The 17241-nt window shown below is 56.7% G+C and carries 18 protein-coding genes and 1 other RNA gene; 9 read left to right on the top strand and 10 right to left on the bottom strand.

What is annotated here, in order from left to right:
- Nucleotides 1-20: 20 nt before the first annotated feature.
- The 6 genes from AB4Y96_RS02010 to AB4Y96_RS01985 form a co-directional block, all read right to left on the bottom strand.
- The gene (locus AB4Y96_RS02010) at nucleotides 21-1169 is read right to left on the bottom strand and encodes a DUF1501 domain-containing protein (RefSeq protein WP_441915337.1); all 1149 of its coding nucleotides are present in this window, start codon (nucleotides 1167-1169) and stop codon (nucleotides 21-23) included.
- Nucleotides 1170-1171: 2 nt separating this feature from the next.
- Nucleotides 1172-2563 carry a DUF1800 domain-containing protein gene (locus AB4Y96_RS02005; protein ID WP_441915336.1) on the bottom strand — a complete coding sequence of 464 codons (1392 nt, stop codon included), beginning with the start codon at nucleotides 2561-2563 and terminating at the stop codon, nucleotides 1172-1174.
- A 75-nt stretch (nucleotides 2564-2638) separates the two neighbouring features.
- Complete coding sequence (locus AB4Y96_RS02000; protein ID WP_091879814.1) at nucleotides 2639-3109, bottom strand: periplasmic heavy metal sensor; 471 nt, start codon at nucleotides 3107-3109, stop codon at nucleotides 2639-2641.
- Nucleotides 3110-3520: a hypothetical protein gene (locus AB4Y96_RS01995; RefSeq protein WP_441915334.1), complete on the bottom strand. Its 411-nt coding sequence runs from the start codon at nucleotides 3518-3520 to the stop codon at nucleotides 3110-3112.
- Entirely contained in the window at nucleotides 3517-4077 is a 561-nt protein-coding gene (locus AB4Y96_RS01990) for an RNA polymerase sigma factor (protein WP_441915332.1), read from the bottom strand. Before AB4Y96_RS01990 ends, AB4Y96_RS01995 begins: the two co-directional genes overlap by 4 nt.
- An 18-nt stretch (nucleotides 4078-4095) precedes the next feature.
- Entirely contained in the window at nucleotides 4096-4503 is a 408-nt protein-coding gene (locus tag AB4Y96_RS01985; RefSeq protein ID WP_441915330.1) for an EF-hand domain-containing protein, read from the bottom strand.
- A 395-nt stretch (nucleotides 4504-4898) separates the two neighbouring features.
- Here AB4Y96_RS01985 and AB4Y96_RS01980 point away from each other — a divergent pair, with 395 nt between their 5' ends.
- The 6 genes from AB4Y96_RS01980 (at nucleotide 4899) to phoB (ending at nucleotide 11155) form a co-directional block, all read left to right on the top strand.
- The gene (locus AB4Y96_RS01980; protein WP_091879820.1) at nucleotides 4899-5945 is read left to right on the top strand and encodes a substrate-binding domain-containing protein; all 1047 of its coding nucleotides are present in this window, start codon (nucleotides 4899-4901) and stop codon (nucleotides 5943-5945) included.
- Between the two features lie 140 nt (nucleotides 5946-6085).
- Nucleotides 6086-7552 (top strand): phosphate ABC transporter permease subunit PstC, encoded by a 1467-nt coding sequence (pstC, locus tag AB4Y96_RS01975; protein ID WP_441915328.1) that lies wholly within the window; start codon nucleotides 6086-6088, stop codon nucleotides 7550-7552.
- The gene (gene pstA / locus AB4Y96_RS01970; protein ID WP_441915326.1) at nucleotides 7549-8868 is read left to right on the top strand and encodes a phosphate ABC transporter permease PstA; all 1320 of its coding nucleotides are present in this window, start codon (nucleotides 7549-7551) and stop codon (nucleotides 8866-8868) included. Before pstC ends, pstA begins: the two co-directional genes overlap by 4 nt.
- Nucleotides 8869-8931: 63 nt before the next feature.
- Nucleotides 8932-9705, top strand: coding sequence for a phosphate ABC transporter ATP-binding protein PstB (pstB, locus tag AB4Y96_RS01965; protein WP_441915663.1), 774 nt, complete (start codon nucleotides 8932-8934; stop codon nucleotides 9703-9705).
- Nucleotides 9706-9728: 23 nt separating this feature from the next.
- Nucleotides 9729-10454 (top strand): phosphate signaling complex protein PhoU, encoded by a 726-nt coding sequence (gene phoU, locus AB4Y96_RS01960; RefSeq protein ID WP_091879825.1) that lies wholly within the window; start codon nucleotides 9729-9731, stop codon nucleotides 10452-10454.
- 14 nt (nucleotides 10455-10468) lie between these two features.
- Nucleotides 10469-11155 carry a phosphate regulon transcriptional regulator PhoB gene (gene phoB / locus AB4Y96_RS01955; protein ID WP_162700294.1) on the top strand — a complete coding sequence of 229 codons (687 nt, stop codon included), beginning with the start codon at nucleotides 10469-10471 and terminating at the stop codon, nucleotides 11153-11155.
- A gap of 277 nt (nucleotides 11156-11432) precedes the next feature.
- Here the strand turns inward: phoB and AB4Y96_RS01950 are convergent, their stop codons facing one another.
- The 4 genes from AB4Y96_RS01950 to AB4Y96_RS01935 form a co-directional block, all read right to left on the bottom strand.
- Nucleotides 11433-12623, bottom strand: a complete 1191-nt coding sequence (locus AB4Y96_RS01950; RefSeq protein ID WP_441915323.1) for a vWA domain-containing protein — start codon at nucleotides 12621-12623, stop codon at nucleotides 11433-11435.
- A 7-nt stretch (nucleotides 12624-12630) separates the two neighbouring features.
- Entirely contained in the window at nucleotides 12631-13077 is a 447-nt protein-coding gene (locus AB4Y96_RS01945; RefSeq protein ID WP_441915321.1) for a GNAT family N-acetyltransferase, read from the bottom strand.
- A complete protein-coding gene (locus AB4Y96_RS01940; RefSeq protein WP_441915320.1) occupies nucleotides 13078-13917 on the bottom strand; it encodes an AAA family ATPase in 840 nt (279 codons plus the stop codon).
- 870 nt (nucleotides 13918-14787) lie between these two features.
- A complete protein-coding gene (locus tag AB4Y96_RS01935; RefSeq protein WP_441915319.1) occupies nucleotides 14788-15471 on the bottom strand; it encodes a DUF1993 domain-containing protein in 684 nt (227 codons plus the stop codon).
- 39 nt (nucleotides 15472-15510) lie between these two features.
- Between AB4Y96_RS01935 and ssrS the strand changes: the two genes are divergently transcribed.
- The 3 genes from ssrS (at nucleotide 15511) to AB4Y96_RS01920 (ending at nucleotide 17198) form a co-directional block, all read left to right on the top strand.
- Nucleotides 15511-15667: non-coding RNA, 6S RNA (ssrS, locus tag AB4Y96_RS01930), on the top strand.
- Between the two features lie 52 nt (nucleotides 15668-15719).
- Nucleotides 15720-16307: a 5-formyltetrahydrofolate cyclo-ligase gene (locus AB4Y96_RS01925; RefSeq protein WP_441915317.1), complete on the top strand. Its 588-nt coding sequence runs from the start codon at nucleotides 15720-15722 to the stop codon at nucleotides 16305-16307.
- A gap of 66 nt (nucleotides 16308-16373) precedes the next feature.
- Nucleotides 16374-17198, top strand: coding sequence for a TIGR00282 family metallophosphoesterase (locus AB4Y96_RS01920; protein ID WP_091879834.1), 825 nt, complete (start codon nucleotides 16374-16376; stop codon nucleotides 17196-17198).
- The last annotated feature ends 43 nt before the right edge of the window (nucleotides 17199-17241 follow it).

The raw sequence follows: 17241 nt of genomic DNA, 5'->3' as shown, positions 1-17241 counted from the left end.
CTTCTGGGGTTGGTTGGTGCTCAGGTGTTGATCAGTCCGTGCAGGGACCGGTCAAAGGGGCGGTTCGGAAAGAGCGTTTTCATGGTGCGCTCCGGGTCGAGGCCGAAGGTTTCAGCGGCAAGAGCCGCAATCAGCGCATCGAGATCCATGGTGGGTTTCAAATCGCGGTTTTCGTAAAGGGCACTTGCGGCAAGGCCCGGCCAGTCGGCGAGAATGCGGCCACCTTGCACCGCGCCGCCCAGAATAAGCGCCGTGGTCGCCGTGCCGTGATCGGTTCCTCCCGTGCCATTGGCGGCGGCGGTGCGGCCAAATTCGGTTGCCACGAGGACAGTGGTCTGCTGCCAGACATCACCGAGCCCGTCGCGCATGGCGTCGATCATCGCATCAAGCGCCTTAAGCTGATTGGCGAGCCGGTTGTCCTGCCCGCTATGGGTGTCCCAACCGCTGGTCTCGATCATGGCAATGCGTGGACCATCGGTTCGAACCAGCGCTTCGGCAGCCGTTCTACCCGCCGCTGCAGGGTTCTGGCGTGTTTCCATATCCTTGAAAAAGCCGCGCGCTTCCATGGCAGCGCTCCAGACAGGGTGAAACTGCTGATCCTTGTCGTAGAGTTGCGCAACCCGCAGCAACAGGTCATCGGGGGCTTCGGGCAGGCTCGACGGTGCATAGGATGTAACGTCAGCCGAACCGCGCAGCGCGGCGGGTATCGTCGGGGCGAAAGCAATGGCCTTGTCGGCAGATTTCGGCAGGAGCGTCACAAGCCGGTTCAGCCAGCCATCCCGGAGCTGGTAGGGGCTGGTGCCGCCGGTTTCGAGTACATTCTGGCCGTCAAAGTGCGAACGCTCACGGTAAGGCGAGGCGACGGCATGCACAAAAAGTGCCTGCCTGTTGGTATAGAGTGTTCCCATATTGCCAAGTGAGGGATGCAGAGCAAACGTGCCGTCAAGTTTGATGGCGTCGGCGACATCAATGGCAAGCTTGCCGCGCAGTTGTGCATAGGCAGGGTCCGCATAGGGAATGACGATGTTGAGGCCATCGGCGGCACCGCGCTGGATGATGAAGACGAAGCGACGGTCCGTTGCGACATTGGCAAAGACAATGCGGGGCGCAACGAGCATCGATCCCGCACCGATTGCGGCCAGACGCAGGAAGTCACGGCGGTTGGTCATGCTCATCTCCGTTGAAAATCCGGTGAAACAAGCAGAAGGGCGATGCCCGTCTGGATGGATTCGGCGCGGTTGATTTCCGTTGCCGTCGTGCTGCTCAGTGTGGTTCCAAGAAGATTGCTCGCCAATTCGTCCGGCTTCAGACTGCGGTCTGCCTTTGCGGCCAGCCGCTGCGAAACTTCAACCCGTCGAACGAGCGCATCTGGCGCAAGCCAGCTGGCGGCGATGTCGTCATAACCGGCGGGTGAACGCGGCAGCCATACCGGCTGGCCAAGCTGGTTCAAGAGATTGGAGAAACTGGCTTTGCCGAGATCGGGATAATCCAGACCGCGCATGGCTGAAACCAGCCACTCCCATGGTGTCTTGATCTTGGAGGCCTGTGTCGCCCACGCTTCGGGCGATTCAATGAGTGCTCTGTAAACCGTTGGCAAATCCCCGTCCGAGCTTAGAAATGCCTTGCTGACCCGATCGACAGCGGCCTTTGAGGGCGTGTCTGAGATAAAGTGGCGACAGAGTTTTGTAGCAATGTGCTGGGCGGTTGCCGGATCGCTGGCCAGATCTTTCAGAACGGCGCCCGCCTGATCTTCGCCAGTTGCCCCATAGACGCGGCGGCGTATCAATCGGTCACCTGGCTGATGCAGGCCGGGGCGGTATTGGAAAATACCGGCCTCGCTGGTATCGGCCTTGCCGCCCATCCCTCCCGCAGACCAGCCGGTCAGGGCGAGGGCAAATTCCGTTACATCCTTCTGGGTGTAGCCGGAACCGACGCCGACCGTGTGCAGCTCCATGATCTCGCGGGCGAGATTCTCGTTGATGCCCGGCAGCCTGTCGGCATTGCGCTTCCTGGCACGATTGGCAAGCGGGCTGTCGGGGCCAGCGGAGCGTATCTGGTCGAGATAGATCAGCATGGCCGGATGCTGCTCGACGGCAAAGAGCAGGTCAGCAAAGCGCCCTGTTATATGCGGGCGGATTGCCTCGCGCTCAAAAGCACCCGCAAGGCTGAGCATTGGCGGATTGTCGGCCGAAACGGCAAAATGGTTTGACCAGAAATGGACGAGCGCTTCCGTGAAGGGTGTTGTTGTTTGCAGGGCATTGAGGCCGCGCGCATCGATCTCGCTGCGATAAAGCAGCCGGGCCGCTTTGTTCAGCTCCTGCCGCAGGGCAATCTTCGCGTCGCCATCAAGCGCCTGCAGCTTTACCCGGTCATTGGCGTAATTTGTTGCGATGTCACGGGTGGCTTGCATAGCCGCAAAAGCTGGCGGCTGGGCTGTGTATTGCCCGATCTGATCAAGCAGCCAATGCCGCGGGTCGGATGGAAGCGGCTCGCTTGCCCGCTTGCCCAAACCAAAGCGATTGACCGCAATGGCAGCTGTCGCATCTGTTGGCGTGGTACCCATGGTCTTCTCCGTTCGCCGCCTGTCTGGCATCGACAGTCATTGAACGGGGGAGCCAAAAGAATCCGTCGCCGGTGCCTATTCTTTTTTTGCGGGCGCCTGCCTGATGATGATGTTGCGCTTCTTCAGGCCATCGATGAGCGCCTTGCGATCTTCGGGTGAAAGGCTTTCGGCGAAGGAGACGATTGTCTGCTCGATACGGGTTCGCAGGGCGAAATCCGCCTCGCGTGCTTTGGTCAATTCGGCATTGATGGCAACCGGGTCAATGACATCCTGCGCCAGCAGCCGGGCAATCTCGGTGCGGCTTGCGCGTCCGGCATCGGCCAAAGGTATATTGTCCTTGCGTGCTGCCGACAGGTTCTGGCGCAAGGTCTTCTGCTGTTCCGGCGTCAGATATTCGGCGGCAAAACGGACACCGCGTCGATTTTCCGTCGCCCAGGAATGGCCGAATGTGTGCCAGATATATCCGCCGCCAATCACGCCTCCGGCAATGAAGACATTCAGCGCAAGCGAGGCGACGAGGAGTATATTGCGTGATCGTTCGCTCATTTACTCGTCCAGTTCATCAGAGATGTTGAAAGCGGTGACGGCATAGGCCTGATCCTCATATCCACGGGTTTCCGCGGAGTGGATGACGCCGATGACAAGCGCGCCGGTGACAGCACCGGCGAGGCCAATGCCCGCAAGGCCGGTGCCTTGCCACCAAAGATGCGCCCGCATCCAGCCAGACCGTGGTTTGCCCGATGCGGCGATGATCCGCTCGCGCAGTGCCGTGTCCGGCTGGGCGATCTGATAGCCTGACAACAGGCTGTCGAGTTCTGCGGCTGCCTTGAGTGCGGATTGGGCAAGATCGGGATGGTCCTTGATAAAGGAGACAGCCGCTGCCTGTTCCGGCGGTGGCCATCGCCTGGTATCTGCGCCGTAGATCTCAGTAAGTTCGTGAAAACGCTCCGGTGTCATCGGGTTTTCTCCTGTTCATCGGCCTCTTGCAAGATCGTCCGCAGATTACGGCGGGCGCGGGCCAGAAGGCTTTCCAGTGCTTCAATGCTTATATCCATGATCTCAGCCGCCTCGATATTGGTGAATTCCTGATAATATTGCAGCACAATCGCCTCCCTTTGCCGGTCTGGCAGGGAGGCTAGGGCTTTTCTGATCCGGTCGCTTTCGTCCTGGGTTGAAAGCGTCTCTTCCGGGCCGGGTGCCGGATCGGCACGCTCAGGTGCTTCGGCTACCGGCTGTTCGCGATGGCGGCGCAGCCGGTCGTAGCAGAGGTTGAGCGTCACCCGGTGCAACCACGTATCAAAAGTCGCGCGGCCGGACTGCCATTTGCCTGCCTGCCGCCAGAGCCTGACAAAGGCTTCCTGCGTTACATCTTCAGCCTCGTGCCTGTCGCCAAGCATCCGCACGGCCATGGCAAGGAGGCGCGGCAGCTTTCTCGATACCATGGTCCTGATGGCAGCGTCGTCGTGCTGACCGATCCGGACCAGCAGTTCTTCATCCGTCTTGCGATTGTCCAAGGCTTTGCACGCTTGCCGTTACTCCTGCGGACTGTCTGTGGCATCCTTCTTGTGCGGATGGCGTTCTTCCTTCGACAATTGTCCATCGGAATTCTTGTCGAGGCGCTCAAACCGCTTCTTCGATACAATATCCATTTCTGCGGCATCGATGAAGCCGTCATGATTGGTATCGAGGCGATTGAAGACTGCCGCCGGGTCGCGCTTGGCATTCTTCGGCGCCGGGCGCTTCAGCCATTCCTCAAGCGACAGCTTGCCGTCGCCATCCGTGTCAAGCTTGAACAGCCGTGTCCGCGCCGCCGTCTGGTATTCAGCCAGCGAAATGGTGCCATCGCCGTTGGTATCCGCTTTTGGCGCGGCCATTGCCGCAGGCGCCGCCAAAGACAAGGATAACACAGCAAGAAGAGCGGCTGGGCGTTTCAATTTCATAAAACTTTCCTTTCGGGAGATTGTCATCTGTATCGGCTTAAACGGCCCGAGCGGGACAATCCGTCGCTTGCAATCAAACTTTTTTGAGACCAGTGTTTGGGGACGACGTTGTCCCCCCACGCAGTGCGGCTGCACAACTTCCGCGAGTGTCGCAATTGAATGACATGAACCCACTGGAATCGTTGATCTTCTCTTGAGAGCGCAAAGCTGTGCAAACTGCATAGACGGTTAACTTGATGGTTTTAGAAGGATTTTTGATTCAGCACGGGACGCCGTCCGTGCACAGGTCACGCTACAGAACTGTAACATTACTGTCATATGACTGTTATATTGGTTCTATAGACGGCAGACGACGTCGGAGGCGTCACACAGTTAATCCAACAGGAGCTGCTCCTATGAACAAGCTTATTTCCACCACTGCTCTGATTGCGATCTCCGTGATTGCCACGACAGTTGGCGCATCCGCTCGTGACCAGATTCAGGTCAGCGGTTCATCCACAGTGCTGCCATATGCCAAGATCGTCGCTGAAGCTTTCGGCGAGACTTTCCCCAAGTTCAAGACTCCGGTTGTTGAATCCGGTGGTTCGGGTGCCGGCATCAAGGAATTCTGCAAGGGCGTCGGCGAAAACACCATCGACATTGCCAATTCCTCGCGTCCAATCAAGGACACAGAGTTGAAGTCTTGCGTCGATGCAGGCGTCAAGGACGTTGAAGAAATCCGCATCGGCTATGATGGCATCGTATTTGCGACCGACATCAAGGGTCCCGATTGGGCTTTGGAGCCTAAGGACGTCTACACAGCACTTGCTGCACAGATCGTTGTTGACGGCAAGCTCGTTGCCAATCCAAACACCAAGTGGAATCAGGTCAATGCCAAGCTGCCAGCTTGGGACATCGCTGCCTACATTCCTGGCGAAAAGCACGGCACGCGCGAAGTTTTCGAAGAAAAGCTGATGACTGGCGGTTGCAAGGCCACTGGCGCTGCTGATGCCATCAAGGCTGCTGGCCTTGACGAAAAGGCTGCCGCTGCTGCCTGTATCGCAATCCGCAAGGACGGCAAGGCAATCGACATCGATGGCGACTATCCTGAAACACTGGCTCGCATCGATGCGAACAAGACTGGTGTTGGCGTATTCGGCCTCGCTTTCTACGAAAACAATGCCGACAAGCTGAAGGTTGCTACCGTCAACGGCATCAAGCCAAGCACGGAAACCATTGCTACAGGCAAGTATCCGGTTTCGCGCCCGCTGTTCTTCTACGTCAAGAAGGCGCATCTCGGCGTTATTCCTGGCCTGAAGGAATATGTGGACTTCTTCCTTGCTGACCAGATGGTTGGTCCGGAAAGCCCGCTCGTAGAATACGGTCTGGTTGCTGCACCGGATGCAGAGCGTGAAGCTCAGCGCGCTGCCTTTGCAGCCGGCAAGACGATGGCTGGCAAGTAAGCCCCATAATTGGCGCGGTCGGGAATGCCTGTCCGCGCCAGTTCTTCTTCAGGCGGTACGCTTTTGAATCTGGTCTTCTGTTATTCGACCGCATCCATGAGCTTGCGACCTAGTTTACAGGACAGATCGGGGAAGCGTTGATGTCCAGCTTGTTGGTTTTAGTGATTGTCATTGCGATTGGTATTGTCGGGTTTGTTCTCGGCCGCCAGCGCGCGGTCCGCAAGGACGACAGAAGCATCAAGGCCCATTCCTTGCCGCATTATCACGGCTGGTGGGTTTTTCTGGTTTCGGTATTGCCAGCAGTTATCTTTATTGCGGTATGGGCGGTTGCCTCGGGCTTTTATATCGAACATCAGGCAGTTGCCAGCTTGCCTGCCCACAACGACCAGAGTGTCATTGCCAGTCAAAGTCTTGAAATCGGCATGGTCAGCGGTATCGCGCGCGGCCTCAACAAGCTGACCGATCAGGAACGTGCAAATCTGCCAACGACCTTTTCCGAATTGCGTCCGCTTCTGTCCGAGAAGGGCGTTGCCCTTGCGACGGAAGGTCAGGATTTCATGATCCCGATTGCCATTCAGTGGAACAAGAGCACGGCACGCGCCAACAATATCGGTGCAATAGTTGCGATTGTCCTTGCGCTGGCTGGTGCCATTTTCGGCCTGTCAGGCGTCAATGTCCGCACGCGGGCACGCAACAATGTTGAACGGATCATTCTCGGGGCACTGCTTGCCGCCTCGACAATCGCGATCCTGACAACAGTGGGTATCGTTCTGTCGATGCTGTTCCAGACAATCACCTTCTTCCAGTCGGTGACCCCTTCCAGTTTCTTCTTCGGCACCGTATGGGATCCGCGTTTTTCCGCCGCCGGTGGCGATGCAACGCAGGGCCAGTTCGGCCTGATCCCGCTGCTTGCCGGTACGCTTTATATCGCGCTGGTCGCCATGCTCTTTGCGGTGCCCGTCGGTCTCTTCGCCGCGATCTACATGGCTGAATATGCCAGCCGCAGCGTGCGCTCGGTGGTCAAGCCGCTGCTTGAAGTGCTCGCGGGCATCCCAACGATTGTCTATGGCTTCTTTGCCCTCGTCACAGTCGGGCCGTTCCTGCGTGATCTCAGCGCGGCGATCTCGGGCGGTTATCCGTTCATCATGGCACAGAGCGTGCTCACAGCCGGTATCGTCATGGGCGTGATGCTGATCCCGTTTGTCTCGTCACTGTCGGATGACATTATCACGGCAGTACCCGGTTCGCTGCGCGATGGCTCTCTTGGTCTTGGCTCGACAAAATCAGAAACGATACGCCGGGTTGTGCTTCCCGCCGCCTTGCCGGGTATTGTCGGTGCGCTGCTGCTCACCGCATCGCGCGCCATTGGTGAAACCATGATCGTGGTTCTGGCTGCCGGTGTTGCCGCCAACCTCAATATCAATCCATTCGATGCCATGACGACGATCACCGTCAAGATCGTCAACCAGCTGACGGGTGATCTGGAATTCAATTCACCGCAGACGCTGGTGGCATTTGCCCTCGGCCTCACTCTTTTCTTTATCACTCTGGCGATGAACATTTTCGCGCTTTACATCGTGCGTAAGTACCGGGAGCAGTACGAATGACCGACACAACTCTCAATCCTGCAACAACTGCCCCAACCAAAGTGATCAGGCGCGACATTGGCCTCAAGCGCCGTTACGCTGCGGAACGCCGGTTCAAACTCTACGGCATCATAGCCATTGCTATCGGCCTGTTTTTTCTGGTTGCGCTGCTCTACTCAGTTATCTCGAACGGCTACACTGCCTTCTGGCAGACGGAGCTCAATCTCTCGGTCAAGCTCGACGAAAAGATTATCGATCCGACCAACAAGCGCGCCACCGATCCAACGGTTTTGCTGACTGCCAACTATCCTGTTCTGGTGCGCAATGCGCTGGCGGAAAAGCTCGGCGTCAGCCTTGATGACAAACCTGGTATCCGCGAGTTGAGCAAGCTCGTATCCGATGGTTCGCGTAGCCAGGTGCGTGAGCTTGTCGCCGGCAATCCGGCATTGATCGGCACGACGCAAAATCTCTGGGTTCTGACCGGCGGTGATATCGACTCCGCCTTCAAAGGGCAGATCGACCTGACTGTCGATCAGGCAAACCGCAAGGTGTCTGATCGTCAGGTCGCATGGATGAATGCCCTCGCCAAGGAAGGGGTGATGGCACAGCGCTTCAACACCGGCCTGTTCACCTTCGGCGCATCGAGCCGTCCCGAAACGTCGGGTCTTGGTGTTGCGCTGATCGGCTCGCTCTACATGATGCTGATCGTGCTCTGCCTTTCACTGCCGATTGGCGTGGCGGCTTCCATCTATCTGGAAGAATATGCCAAGAAGAGCCGTCTGACCGATATTATCGAGGTCAATATCAACAATCTGGCCGCGGTTCCGTCCATTGTGTTCGGTCTTCTCGGGCTGGCCGTGTTCATCAACTTCTTCGGTCTGCCGCGGTCTGCCTCGCTGGTTGGTGGTCTGGTTCTGACCCTGATGACACTACCGACGATCATCATCGCCACCCGCGCTGCCTTGCGCGCCGTGCCACCGTCGATCCGTGCTGCGGCGCTGGGTGTCGGTGCATCGAAAACACAGATGGTGTTCCATCATGTACTGCCGCTCGCTGCACCCGGCATCCTGACCGGCACGATTATCGGCCTTGCCCATGCGCTGGGCGAAACGGCGCCGTTGTTGCTGATCGGTATGGTGGCTTTCGTTGCCAATTATCCGGTTACGCCGCTTGATCCTTCGACTGCGCTGCCGGTGCAGATTTATATGTGGGCCAACGAGGCGGAACGCGCCTTTGTGGAACGCACCTCAGGGGCTATCATCGTGCTGCTTCTGTTTCTCGCAGTCATGAATATTGGAGCCATCATTCTGCGTCGCCGCTTTGAGCGTCGCTGGTAAAAACGGGAGCGAACAATGAATCTGATGACAGAACGATCTCTCGAAAAAGCGGTAAACGACAAAATGAGTGCACAGGTCAATACGATCAAAATGCAGGGCAAGGATGTCACCGTTCATTATGGTGAAAAGCAGGCCCTGTTCGGTGTCAGCCTCGATGTGCCCGAGAAGATGGTCACAGCGCTGATCGGTCCATCCGGCTGCGGCAAGTCCACTTTCCTGCGTTCGCTTAACCGCATGAATGATACGATTGAAGGCTGCAAGATCGGCGGCAAGATCATGCTCGATGAAGAGGATATCTACAATCCGAAGATCGACGTGGTTGAGCTGCGCGCCCGCGTCGGCATGGTGTTCCAGAAGCCCAATCCGTTTCCGAAGTCCATCTTCGAAAACGTTGCCTATGGCCCACGCATCCATGGCCTTGCCAAGAACCGGCAGGAGCTTGAAGAGATCGTTGAGAAGAGCCTGCGCCGCGCCAGCCTGTTTGACGAGGTGAAGGACCGCCTGCATGAAGCCGGCACAGGTCTTTCCGGCGGCCAGCAGCAGCGCCTGTGCATCGCCCGCGCCATCGCGGTCAGCCCTGAGGTCATCCTGATGGATGAGCCCTGCTCGGCGCTTGATCCGATTGCTACGGCGAAGGTCGAAGAACTCATTGACGAGTTGCGCCAGAACTACACCATTGTCATCGTGACCCACTCGATGCAGCAGGCGGCCCGCGTTTCGCAGCGCACGGCCATGTTCCATCTCGGTAATCTTGTCGAGGTGGGTGATACGGAAATGATGTTCACCAATCCGACGGAAAAGCGCACGCAGGACTACATCACCGGACGCTTCGGCTAATCACGGGAAACAGGGATAAAAAAATGACCGAGACGCAGCATACCGTCCGTTCCTATGACGACGAACTGAAGTTCCTGACCCACAAGATCGCCGAGATGGGCGGCCATGCGGAACGCATGGTCGAACAGGCTGTTACAGCCATGGTGAATTCAGACAATGCGCTGGCCCAGCGCGTTATTTCTGATGATCTCATTCTCGATGCTGGACAGCGCGAGATTGACGAGAAAGCCATCACCATCATCGGCAAGCGCCAGCCCATGGCGATTGATCTGCGTGAAATCATCGGCGCCATCCGTATTTCGTCCGATCTCGAACGGGTCGGCGATCTCGGCAAGAACATCGCCAAGCGCGTTGTTGCCGTCACCGATACGCGCCAGACGCTTTCCGTCTATCGCGGCCTGCAGACCATCGCCGAACTCGCTTTGACACAGCTCAAGGATGTGCTCGACGCCTATGCGACGCGTTCCGTGCAGCAGGTCAATATTGTCCGCGAGCGTGATGACGAAATCGATGCGCTCTACACATCGTTGTTCCGCGAACTTCTGACTTACATGATGGAAGATCCGCGCAACATTTCTGCCTGCACGCACCTGCTCTTCTGCGCCAAGAATATCGAGCGCATCGGAGACCATGCGACGAATATTGCTGAAACGGTCTACTACATCGTGACGGGTGCACAGCTTCCAGCCGAACGGCCCAAGGAAGACCAGACCCACAGCATCATCGTTGATGAAGCCAGACAGCCTTAATCAGGAATCCAGCAATGGCGATAGCTCCCAAAATCACAGTTGTCGAAGACGAGGAAGCGCTGAGCGTCCTTCTCCGGTACAATCTTGAAGCCGAAGGCTATGTCGTCGAGACGATTGCACGCGGCGACGAGGCCGAAATTGCGCTGCGTGAAAAAGTGCCAGATCTGCTCATCCTCGACTGGATGCTGCCGGGCCTTTCCGGCATCGAACTTTGCCGCCGCCTGCGGGCACGGCGCGAGACGGAAATCCTGCCGATCATCATGTTGACAGCACGCGGCGAAGAAAGCGAACGGGTTCGCGGTCTGGCGACGGGTGCTGATGATTATATGGTCAAGCCGTTCTCGACACCGGAATTGCTCGCCCGTATCAAGGCCATGTTGCGCCGGGTCAATCCCAGCCTCCTGTCGCATGTGCTGAGCTTTGGCGATCTGAAGCTTGATCGCGAGCAGCACCGGGTGTTCCGCAAGGAGCGCGAGTTGAAGCTTGGTCCAACCGAGTTCCGTCTGCTGGAATTTTTGATGCAGTCCCCCGGCCGGGTTTTCTCACGCGGTCAGTTGCTGGACAATGTCTGGGGTGCTGACATTTATGTGGATGATCGCACTGTTGACGTCCATGTCGGACGGCTGCGCAAGGCGATCAATATTGGCCGCTCGATCGATCCGATCCGCACTGTGCGTGGTGCCGGTTATTCGTTTGGTTGATGGTTGCAAATTAGCTGCATAGCGCGTGGTTCGTGGTTCGACAAAACAACCATGAGGGAGAGGGAGGATGCAAAGCTAATCGCAAAGGTTGCAGAACATGATAGCGCCCASCTCCAAGTTCGTTTGAGCTTCTTAGCCGTGGGTCCTCGGGTCAAGCCCGAGGATGACGGAGAGGGTGAGGTGTGGGAGTCAAGTTCTGCAACCTTTGCGATTAGCTTTGCATCCTCCCTCTCCCTCATGGTTGTTTTGTCGAACCACGAACCACACCGCTCACAACCTAATGCCTGCGCGAAAGCTCCCGTGTTGCCTGTTCAATACCCGCAAGGGTCATCGGATACATGCGATCTGCGAAAATCTTGCGGACCATTGCGGTTGAGGCGGTATAGCCCCAGTACTGCTCTTTTGATGGGTTGAGCCAGGCGGCATTTTTCCAGTGATCGAGCACGCGGCTGAGCCAGATTGCACCGGCTTCCTCATTCCAGTGTTCGACCGACCCACCTGGATGGGATACCTCATAGGGCGCCATGGCGGCATCGCCGACGAAGATCACCTTGTAGTCAGGTCCATATTTGTGGATCACATCAAGCGTCGGAATCTTTTCCGCATGGCGGCGGCGATTGTCTTTCCAAACGCCTTCATAGAGGCAATTGTGGAAATAAAAATACTCCATGTGTTTGAATTCCGAGCGCACGGCGGAGAATAGTTCTTCGGCAATCTTGATGTGCTCATCCATCGAACCGCCGACATCGAAAAACATCAGCAGCTTGACGTGGTTGCGCCGCTCCGGGCGGGTCTGCACATCGAGATAGCCGTGCTCGGCGGTTGATTTGATGGTGCCTGACAGATCAAGCTCATCATCCGCGCCCTCGCGCACCCAGCGGCGCAGGCGTTTCAGCGCAACCTTGATATTGCGGGTGCCAAGCTCCACGCTGTCATCGAAATTCTTGAATTCGCGCTTGTCCCACACCTTCACCGCGCGGCCATGGCGGCCCTCATCCTGACCGATCCGCACCCCTTCCGGATTATAGCCATAGGCGCCAAACGGCGAGGTGCCAGCGGTGCCGATCCATTTTGACCCGCCCTGATGCCGGCCCTTTTGCTCTTCCAGCCGCTGGCGCAATGTTTCCATCAGCTTGTCGAAACCACCAAGCGCCTCGATCAGCTTTTTCTCTTCTTCGGTCAGATGTTTTTCCGCAAGACGCCGCAGCCACTCCTCGGGGAGATTGGCAATGTCGATACCGTTCTCGCCGGTCAGGGATTCCAGTCCCTTGAAGACATGGCCGAAAACCTGATCAAAGCGGTCCATATGCCGCTCATCTTTTACCAGTGCCGAGCGGGCGAGATAATAGAACCCCTCAACATCATAGGTCACCAGCCCGGCATCCAACCCTTCAAGCAATGTCAGATATTCCCGCAGCGATACGGGAATTTTTGCAGCTTTCAGTTCGAGAAAGAAGGGAATGAACATGACGCGATTATACCATTTTCAGATATTCAATGAATGGGGTCAGTTCACCGATGCGGTCATAAAGTTTGCGGGCCGTTTCGTTGTCATGGGCGGTGGTCCAATAGACGTATTGCGAGCCAACCTTTGTCGCCTCCATATGGACAGCTTCGATCAGCGCGCGGCCAATGCCCTGACCGCGTATTTCCGGGTCGGCGTAAAGGTCCTGCAGATAGCAGGTGTCGGCAATGGTCCAGCAATGGCGATGAAAAAGGTAGTGCGCAAGACCGACAGGCTTGCCGTCAAGCTCGGCGAGAAAGCCGCGATATTCATGCTCGCCGCCGGAAAGCAACCGCTTGAATGTCGTCTGATAAACGTCTTCGGCTACGGATGTTTCGTAGAACGTCAGGTAAGCGGTCCAGAGGCGGCGCCATTCGGGTTCATCGGCTTTCTGGACGGGGCGAATGATAATAGTCATCTAGCCCTGCCGCCTTGCCATGAAGGCCAGCCGTTCGAACAGATGCACGTCCTGCTCGTTCTTCAGCAATGCACCGTGCAGTTTGGGCAAGGCGTTCTTGGGATCAGCGCGTAAATCCTCCGGCGCAATGTCATCGGCAACGAGAAGCCTGATCCAGTCCAGCGCTTCGGAAGTTGACGGCTTCTTCTTCAAGCCCGGCACATCGCGGATCTCGTAGAATTGGGTGAGGGCAGCGCGAACCAGATTCTGCTTGATGCCGGGATAGTGCACTTCGATGATTCTGGTCAGCGTGTCGACATCGGGGAAGCGGATATAGTGGAAGAAACAGCGGCGCAGGAAAGCGTCGGGCAATTCCTTCTCATTGTTTGAAGTAATGATGACGATTGGCCGGTGCGCGGCGCGGATTGTTTCGCCCGTCTCGTAGACATAGAATTCGTTACGGTCGAGTTCCTGCAAAAGGTCATTGGGAAACTCGATATCGGCCTTATCAATCTCGTCGATCAGCAGCACAACTTTTTTGTCGGTCGTGAAGGCATTCCACAACTTGCCCGGTTTGATGTAGTTGGCGATATCGTTGAATTTGGCATCACCAAGCTGCGAATCACGCAGACGGCTGACCGCATCATATTCGTAGAGACCTTGCTGCGCCTTGGTGGTGGATTTGACATTCCACTCGATCAATTCCAGATCAAGCGCCGCAGCGATCTGCCGGGCAAGCTCGGTCTTGCCGGTGCCGGGCTCGCCCTTGACCAGCAACGGGCGCTCCAGCGCAATCGCCGCATTGACCGCCACCATCAAATCCTTGTCGGCCACATAAGCCGCTGTTCCTTCAAACCGCATCGCATTCCCTTTCATGATGGGCAAAGAGTAGGGATGTGACGCGGCGAGGGCAAGAGAGAGCAATGTGGTAGTTCGGGGGCGTTGTTTGCCAATGGGTTTGCAGTCGGACCACGAACCATGCACCGGCGGCGCTCACCCCCCTCTGTCCTGTCGGACATCTCCCCCACAAGGGGGGAGATCAGCTGTCACTACTGCCTTTGCGCAATCTGAAACATTTCCGGTTGTGCAAAGGCGTAAATGTCAATGTGATCTCCCCCCTTGTGGGGGAGATGTCCGACAGGACAGAGGGGGGTGATTGCATCCACCAACATTGCAGTTACGGAACACACTCCCCCATCACCACGCCCGCTTTCGCGTCTGGCTATTGAAAGGTGGGAAAGACGGGCGATCCAAAGGGGAACGCGGAAGTCTTGGTATTGGTAGTCTAATCAGTGCGTTCCCCCGGAACTTTCCTGTTTCAACCAAGAAAACTCCCGGATCACCCGCCTCGATGACTGGTTTATCCTTGAGAGATAAAACCTTTTCATCTGCAGGATTGTCAGTACCGCAGATGAAATCACCGATCCTTTCCTGACTTCGAAAGTTTTCCGGAGCATTCCCGCCGGAAAGGACACCATCAGAATAAGCGAGGTGAGATGGTGTTGGATAAGTTGGTGTGATTTTTTTGAGAATGGGTGGTTGCAGTAACATCGTGCGTGGTTCGACAGGCTCACCATGAGGTGCTTGGGTGGATGCAATGCTAATCGCAGAGATTGCAGCGCAAGGGTTGCAGAACTTGGCTCCCTTTCATCACCCCTCTCCCTCATGGTGAGCTTGTCGAACCACGAACCACGAACACGAAACAACAGGGCAAAGGCGTGTGGATACTCCTCATCCCAACGTCGGCACACTCTCATAAACAGGCATACCTTCAAAATCCTGTTTGCCCAGTGGAACGCCTGCAATGCGCAGGATGGCGTAGCTGATCGTCAGGTGAAAATAGAAGTTCGGCAGCACGTAATCGCGCAGGAAAGGCAGTCCTTGAAAATGCCGCGTGTTGCCGCGCCACGTTACCTCCACCGGCAATTCCTCCGTTCCATCGATTTCATCGGGGCGGATTGTCTGGAGGTAGTCAACGGTGTCGGAGATATAGGCTGTCAGCGTGGCAAAACTCTGCTCCGATTCGTGAAAGTCCTGATGATAACCGCGATTGAACACCGCATAGCGCCAGTCATCGGGCGCGGGCAATTCATGCCGGGCAAGCCGGGCCGTACAGCCCCGGACGCCATCCGCCAGAATTTGCACCTGTATTTTCAGGGGAAACATGTCCGGTGCCAACCGCTGCTCCAACAGGGGGTAGGCATCGGTGTCACGTGTCAATGCGTAAGTTTCGGCCTTTTGCAGGAACGCCGCGCAATTGCCGAGCAAGCGCGTGAAAACCGGCACGGAAGCCTGATACATGGAAATTGTCATGGTGCGTGTCCCCCACTTATCCGGCAAATCGTAACGCGCCAGAGCGTGGCCAACAACCGGATAGCTGACAAGTTGTGTCAGCAGTGGAAAATCGCTTGGCATGCACTGGTGCAATGCATCCATCCATCCTATATTGGAATCGGCGTTCTGCGCTTCTCGACAGGAGAGACATATTCCCCGGGGCCTTAATAATCCCTTAGGGAGCTGTCCCTGAGGAGGCCCGTGGGCTTCTTCACACGGCACCCACCTACTTTGTAGGTTCCCGGGATCGACTTCTCCATCGGTTGTGTGGACGCCACTTTTGTTTCATCCCGAGCTGGCGGTTGCTGGCGCCTCATGAAATCAAGCCAGTGCAACACCATTCCCCCGTCAAAGAGCTGAAGAAGAAACTCCGTCTGGAGGCCCTTGGCCGCCGGGATGCGCTGACACCAGAATTCCGCAGCGAAGCCTCGATGCGCATTGCCGATTTCGGTTTGGCGGTGCTTGCCCTTGATGCGGGAACGATTGTGTCAGGTTTCTGGCCAATTCGCTCGGAAGTGGATTTGCGTCCCCTGCTTTTCAGTTTGCGCGAGCGCGGTGCGCGGCTTTGCCTGCCCGCAATTATCGATAAGCAAACGATCCTCTTTCGCGAACTGGTGCGGGATGTACCGATGATCGATACCGGGTTTGGTACATCAGGACCAGCTGAAGATGCTGCGGTGCTTGACCCATCGGTCATGCTGGTGCCGCTGGCGGCTTTTGATATCCGGGGCCATCGCATTGGGTATGGTGCGGGCTATTATGACAGGGCGATTGCCAGTCTACAGGCCAAAGGCGTGAACCCGCGCCTTGTCGGTGTGGCATTCGACTGCCAGCAGGTTGAAACCGTTCCCGATGAGCCGCATGATGTGCCGCTGGAGGCGATCCTGACGGAAAGCGGGTTGCGCCGTTTCGGCTAGACGGATAAAGCCAATCGATCATTTCAGGCTGCGGCAGCGACCGGGCCTCTCTTTCAGGATATAGGCGTGAGATTACTCTTTCTTGGTGACATGGTGGGACGGTCGGGCCGGACAGCGGTCTACGAACAATTGCCGGGACTGATCTCCGATCTGAAACTCGATTTTGTCATCGTCAATGGCGAAAATGCCGCCGGTGGTTTTGGCATCACCGAAGAGATTTTCCACGATACGATCAATGCCGGGGCCGATGTGGTCACCACGGGAAACCATGTGTGGGACCAACGGGAAGCCCTGGTTTTCGCCGCGCGCGAGCAGCGGTTCCTGCGCCCGGCCAATTTCCCGCTTGGCACTGCCGGAAAAGGTTCTGGCGTGTTTCTGGCCAAGAATGGTGCGCGCGTGCTGGTTTCCAACATTATGGGCCGCGTCTTCATGCATCCGGACTTGCATGATCCTTTCACCATTGGCGAGGAGATTCTCGCCGCTTGTCCGCTTGGCGAGCAGGCGGATGCGGTGGTGTTTGATTTCCATGCGGAAGCCACCAGCGAAAAGCAATGTTTTGGCCATTTCGTCGATGGTCGCGCCAGCCTTGTCGTCGGCACGCATACACATGTACCGACCGCCGACGCGCAAATCCTCAATGGCGGAACGGCCTATATGTCCGATGCAGGCATGTGCGGCGATTATGATTCATCACTTGGCATGGACAAGGAAGAGCCGCTGAACAGGTTCCTGTCAAAAGTGCCAAAAGGCCGCTTCGAGGCCGCCAGCGGCAAGGCAACGATCTGCGGTGTTGGCGTGGAGATTTCCGATCGCACCGGCCTTGCTGAAAAGATTTCTCCTCTGCGGATCGGTCCGCGGCTGGAGGAAACCATTCCCGCATTCTGGAAATAGATTGATACCAACTCACCACAACCTTTTAAATCAAGGCATCGGT

Source organism: Phyllobacterium sp. TAF24, assembly GCF_052113785.1.
In the GTDB taxonomy this organism is placed as follows: Bacteria; Pseudomonadota; Alphaproteobacteria; order Rhizobiales; family Rhizobiaceae; genus Phyllobacterium.
The sequence above is the reverse complement of the archived record's forward strand: the minus strand, read 5'-3'. Positions and strand labels throughout refer to the sequence as shown.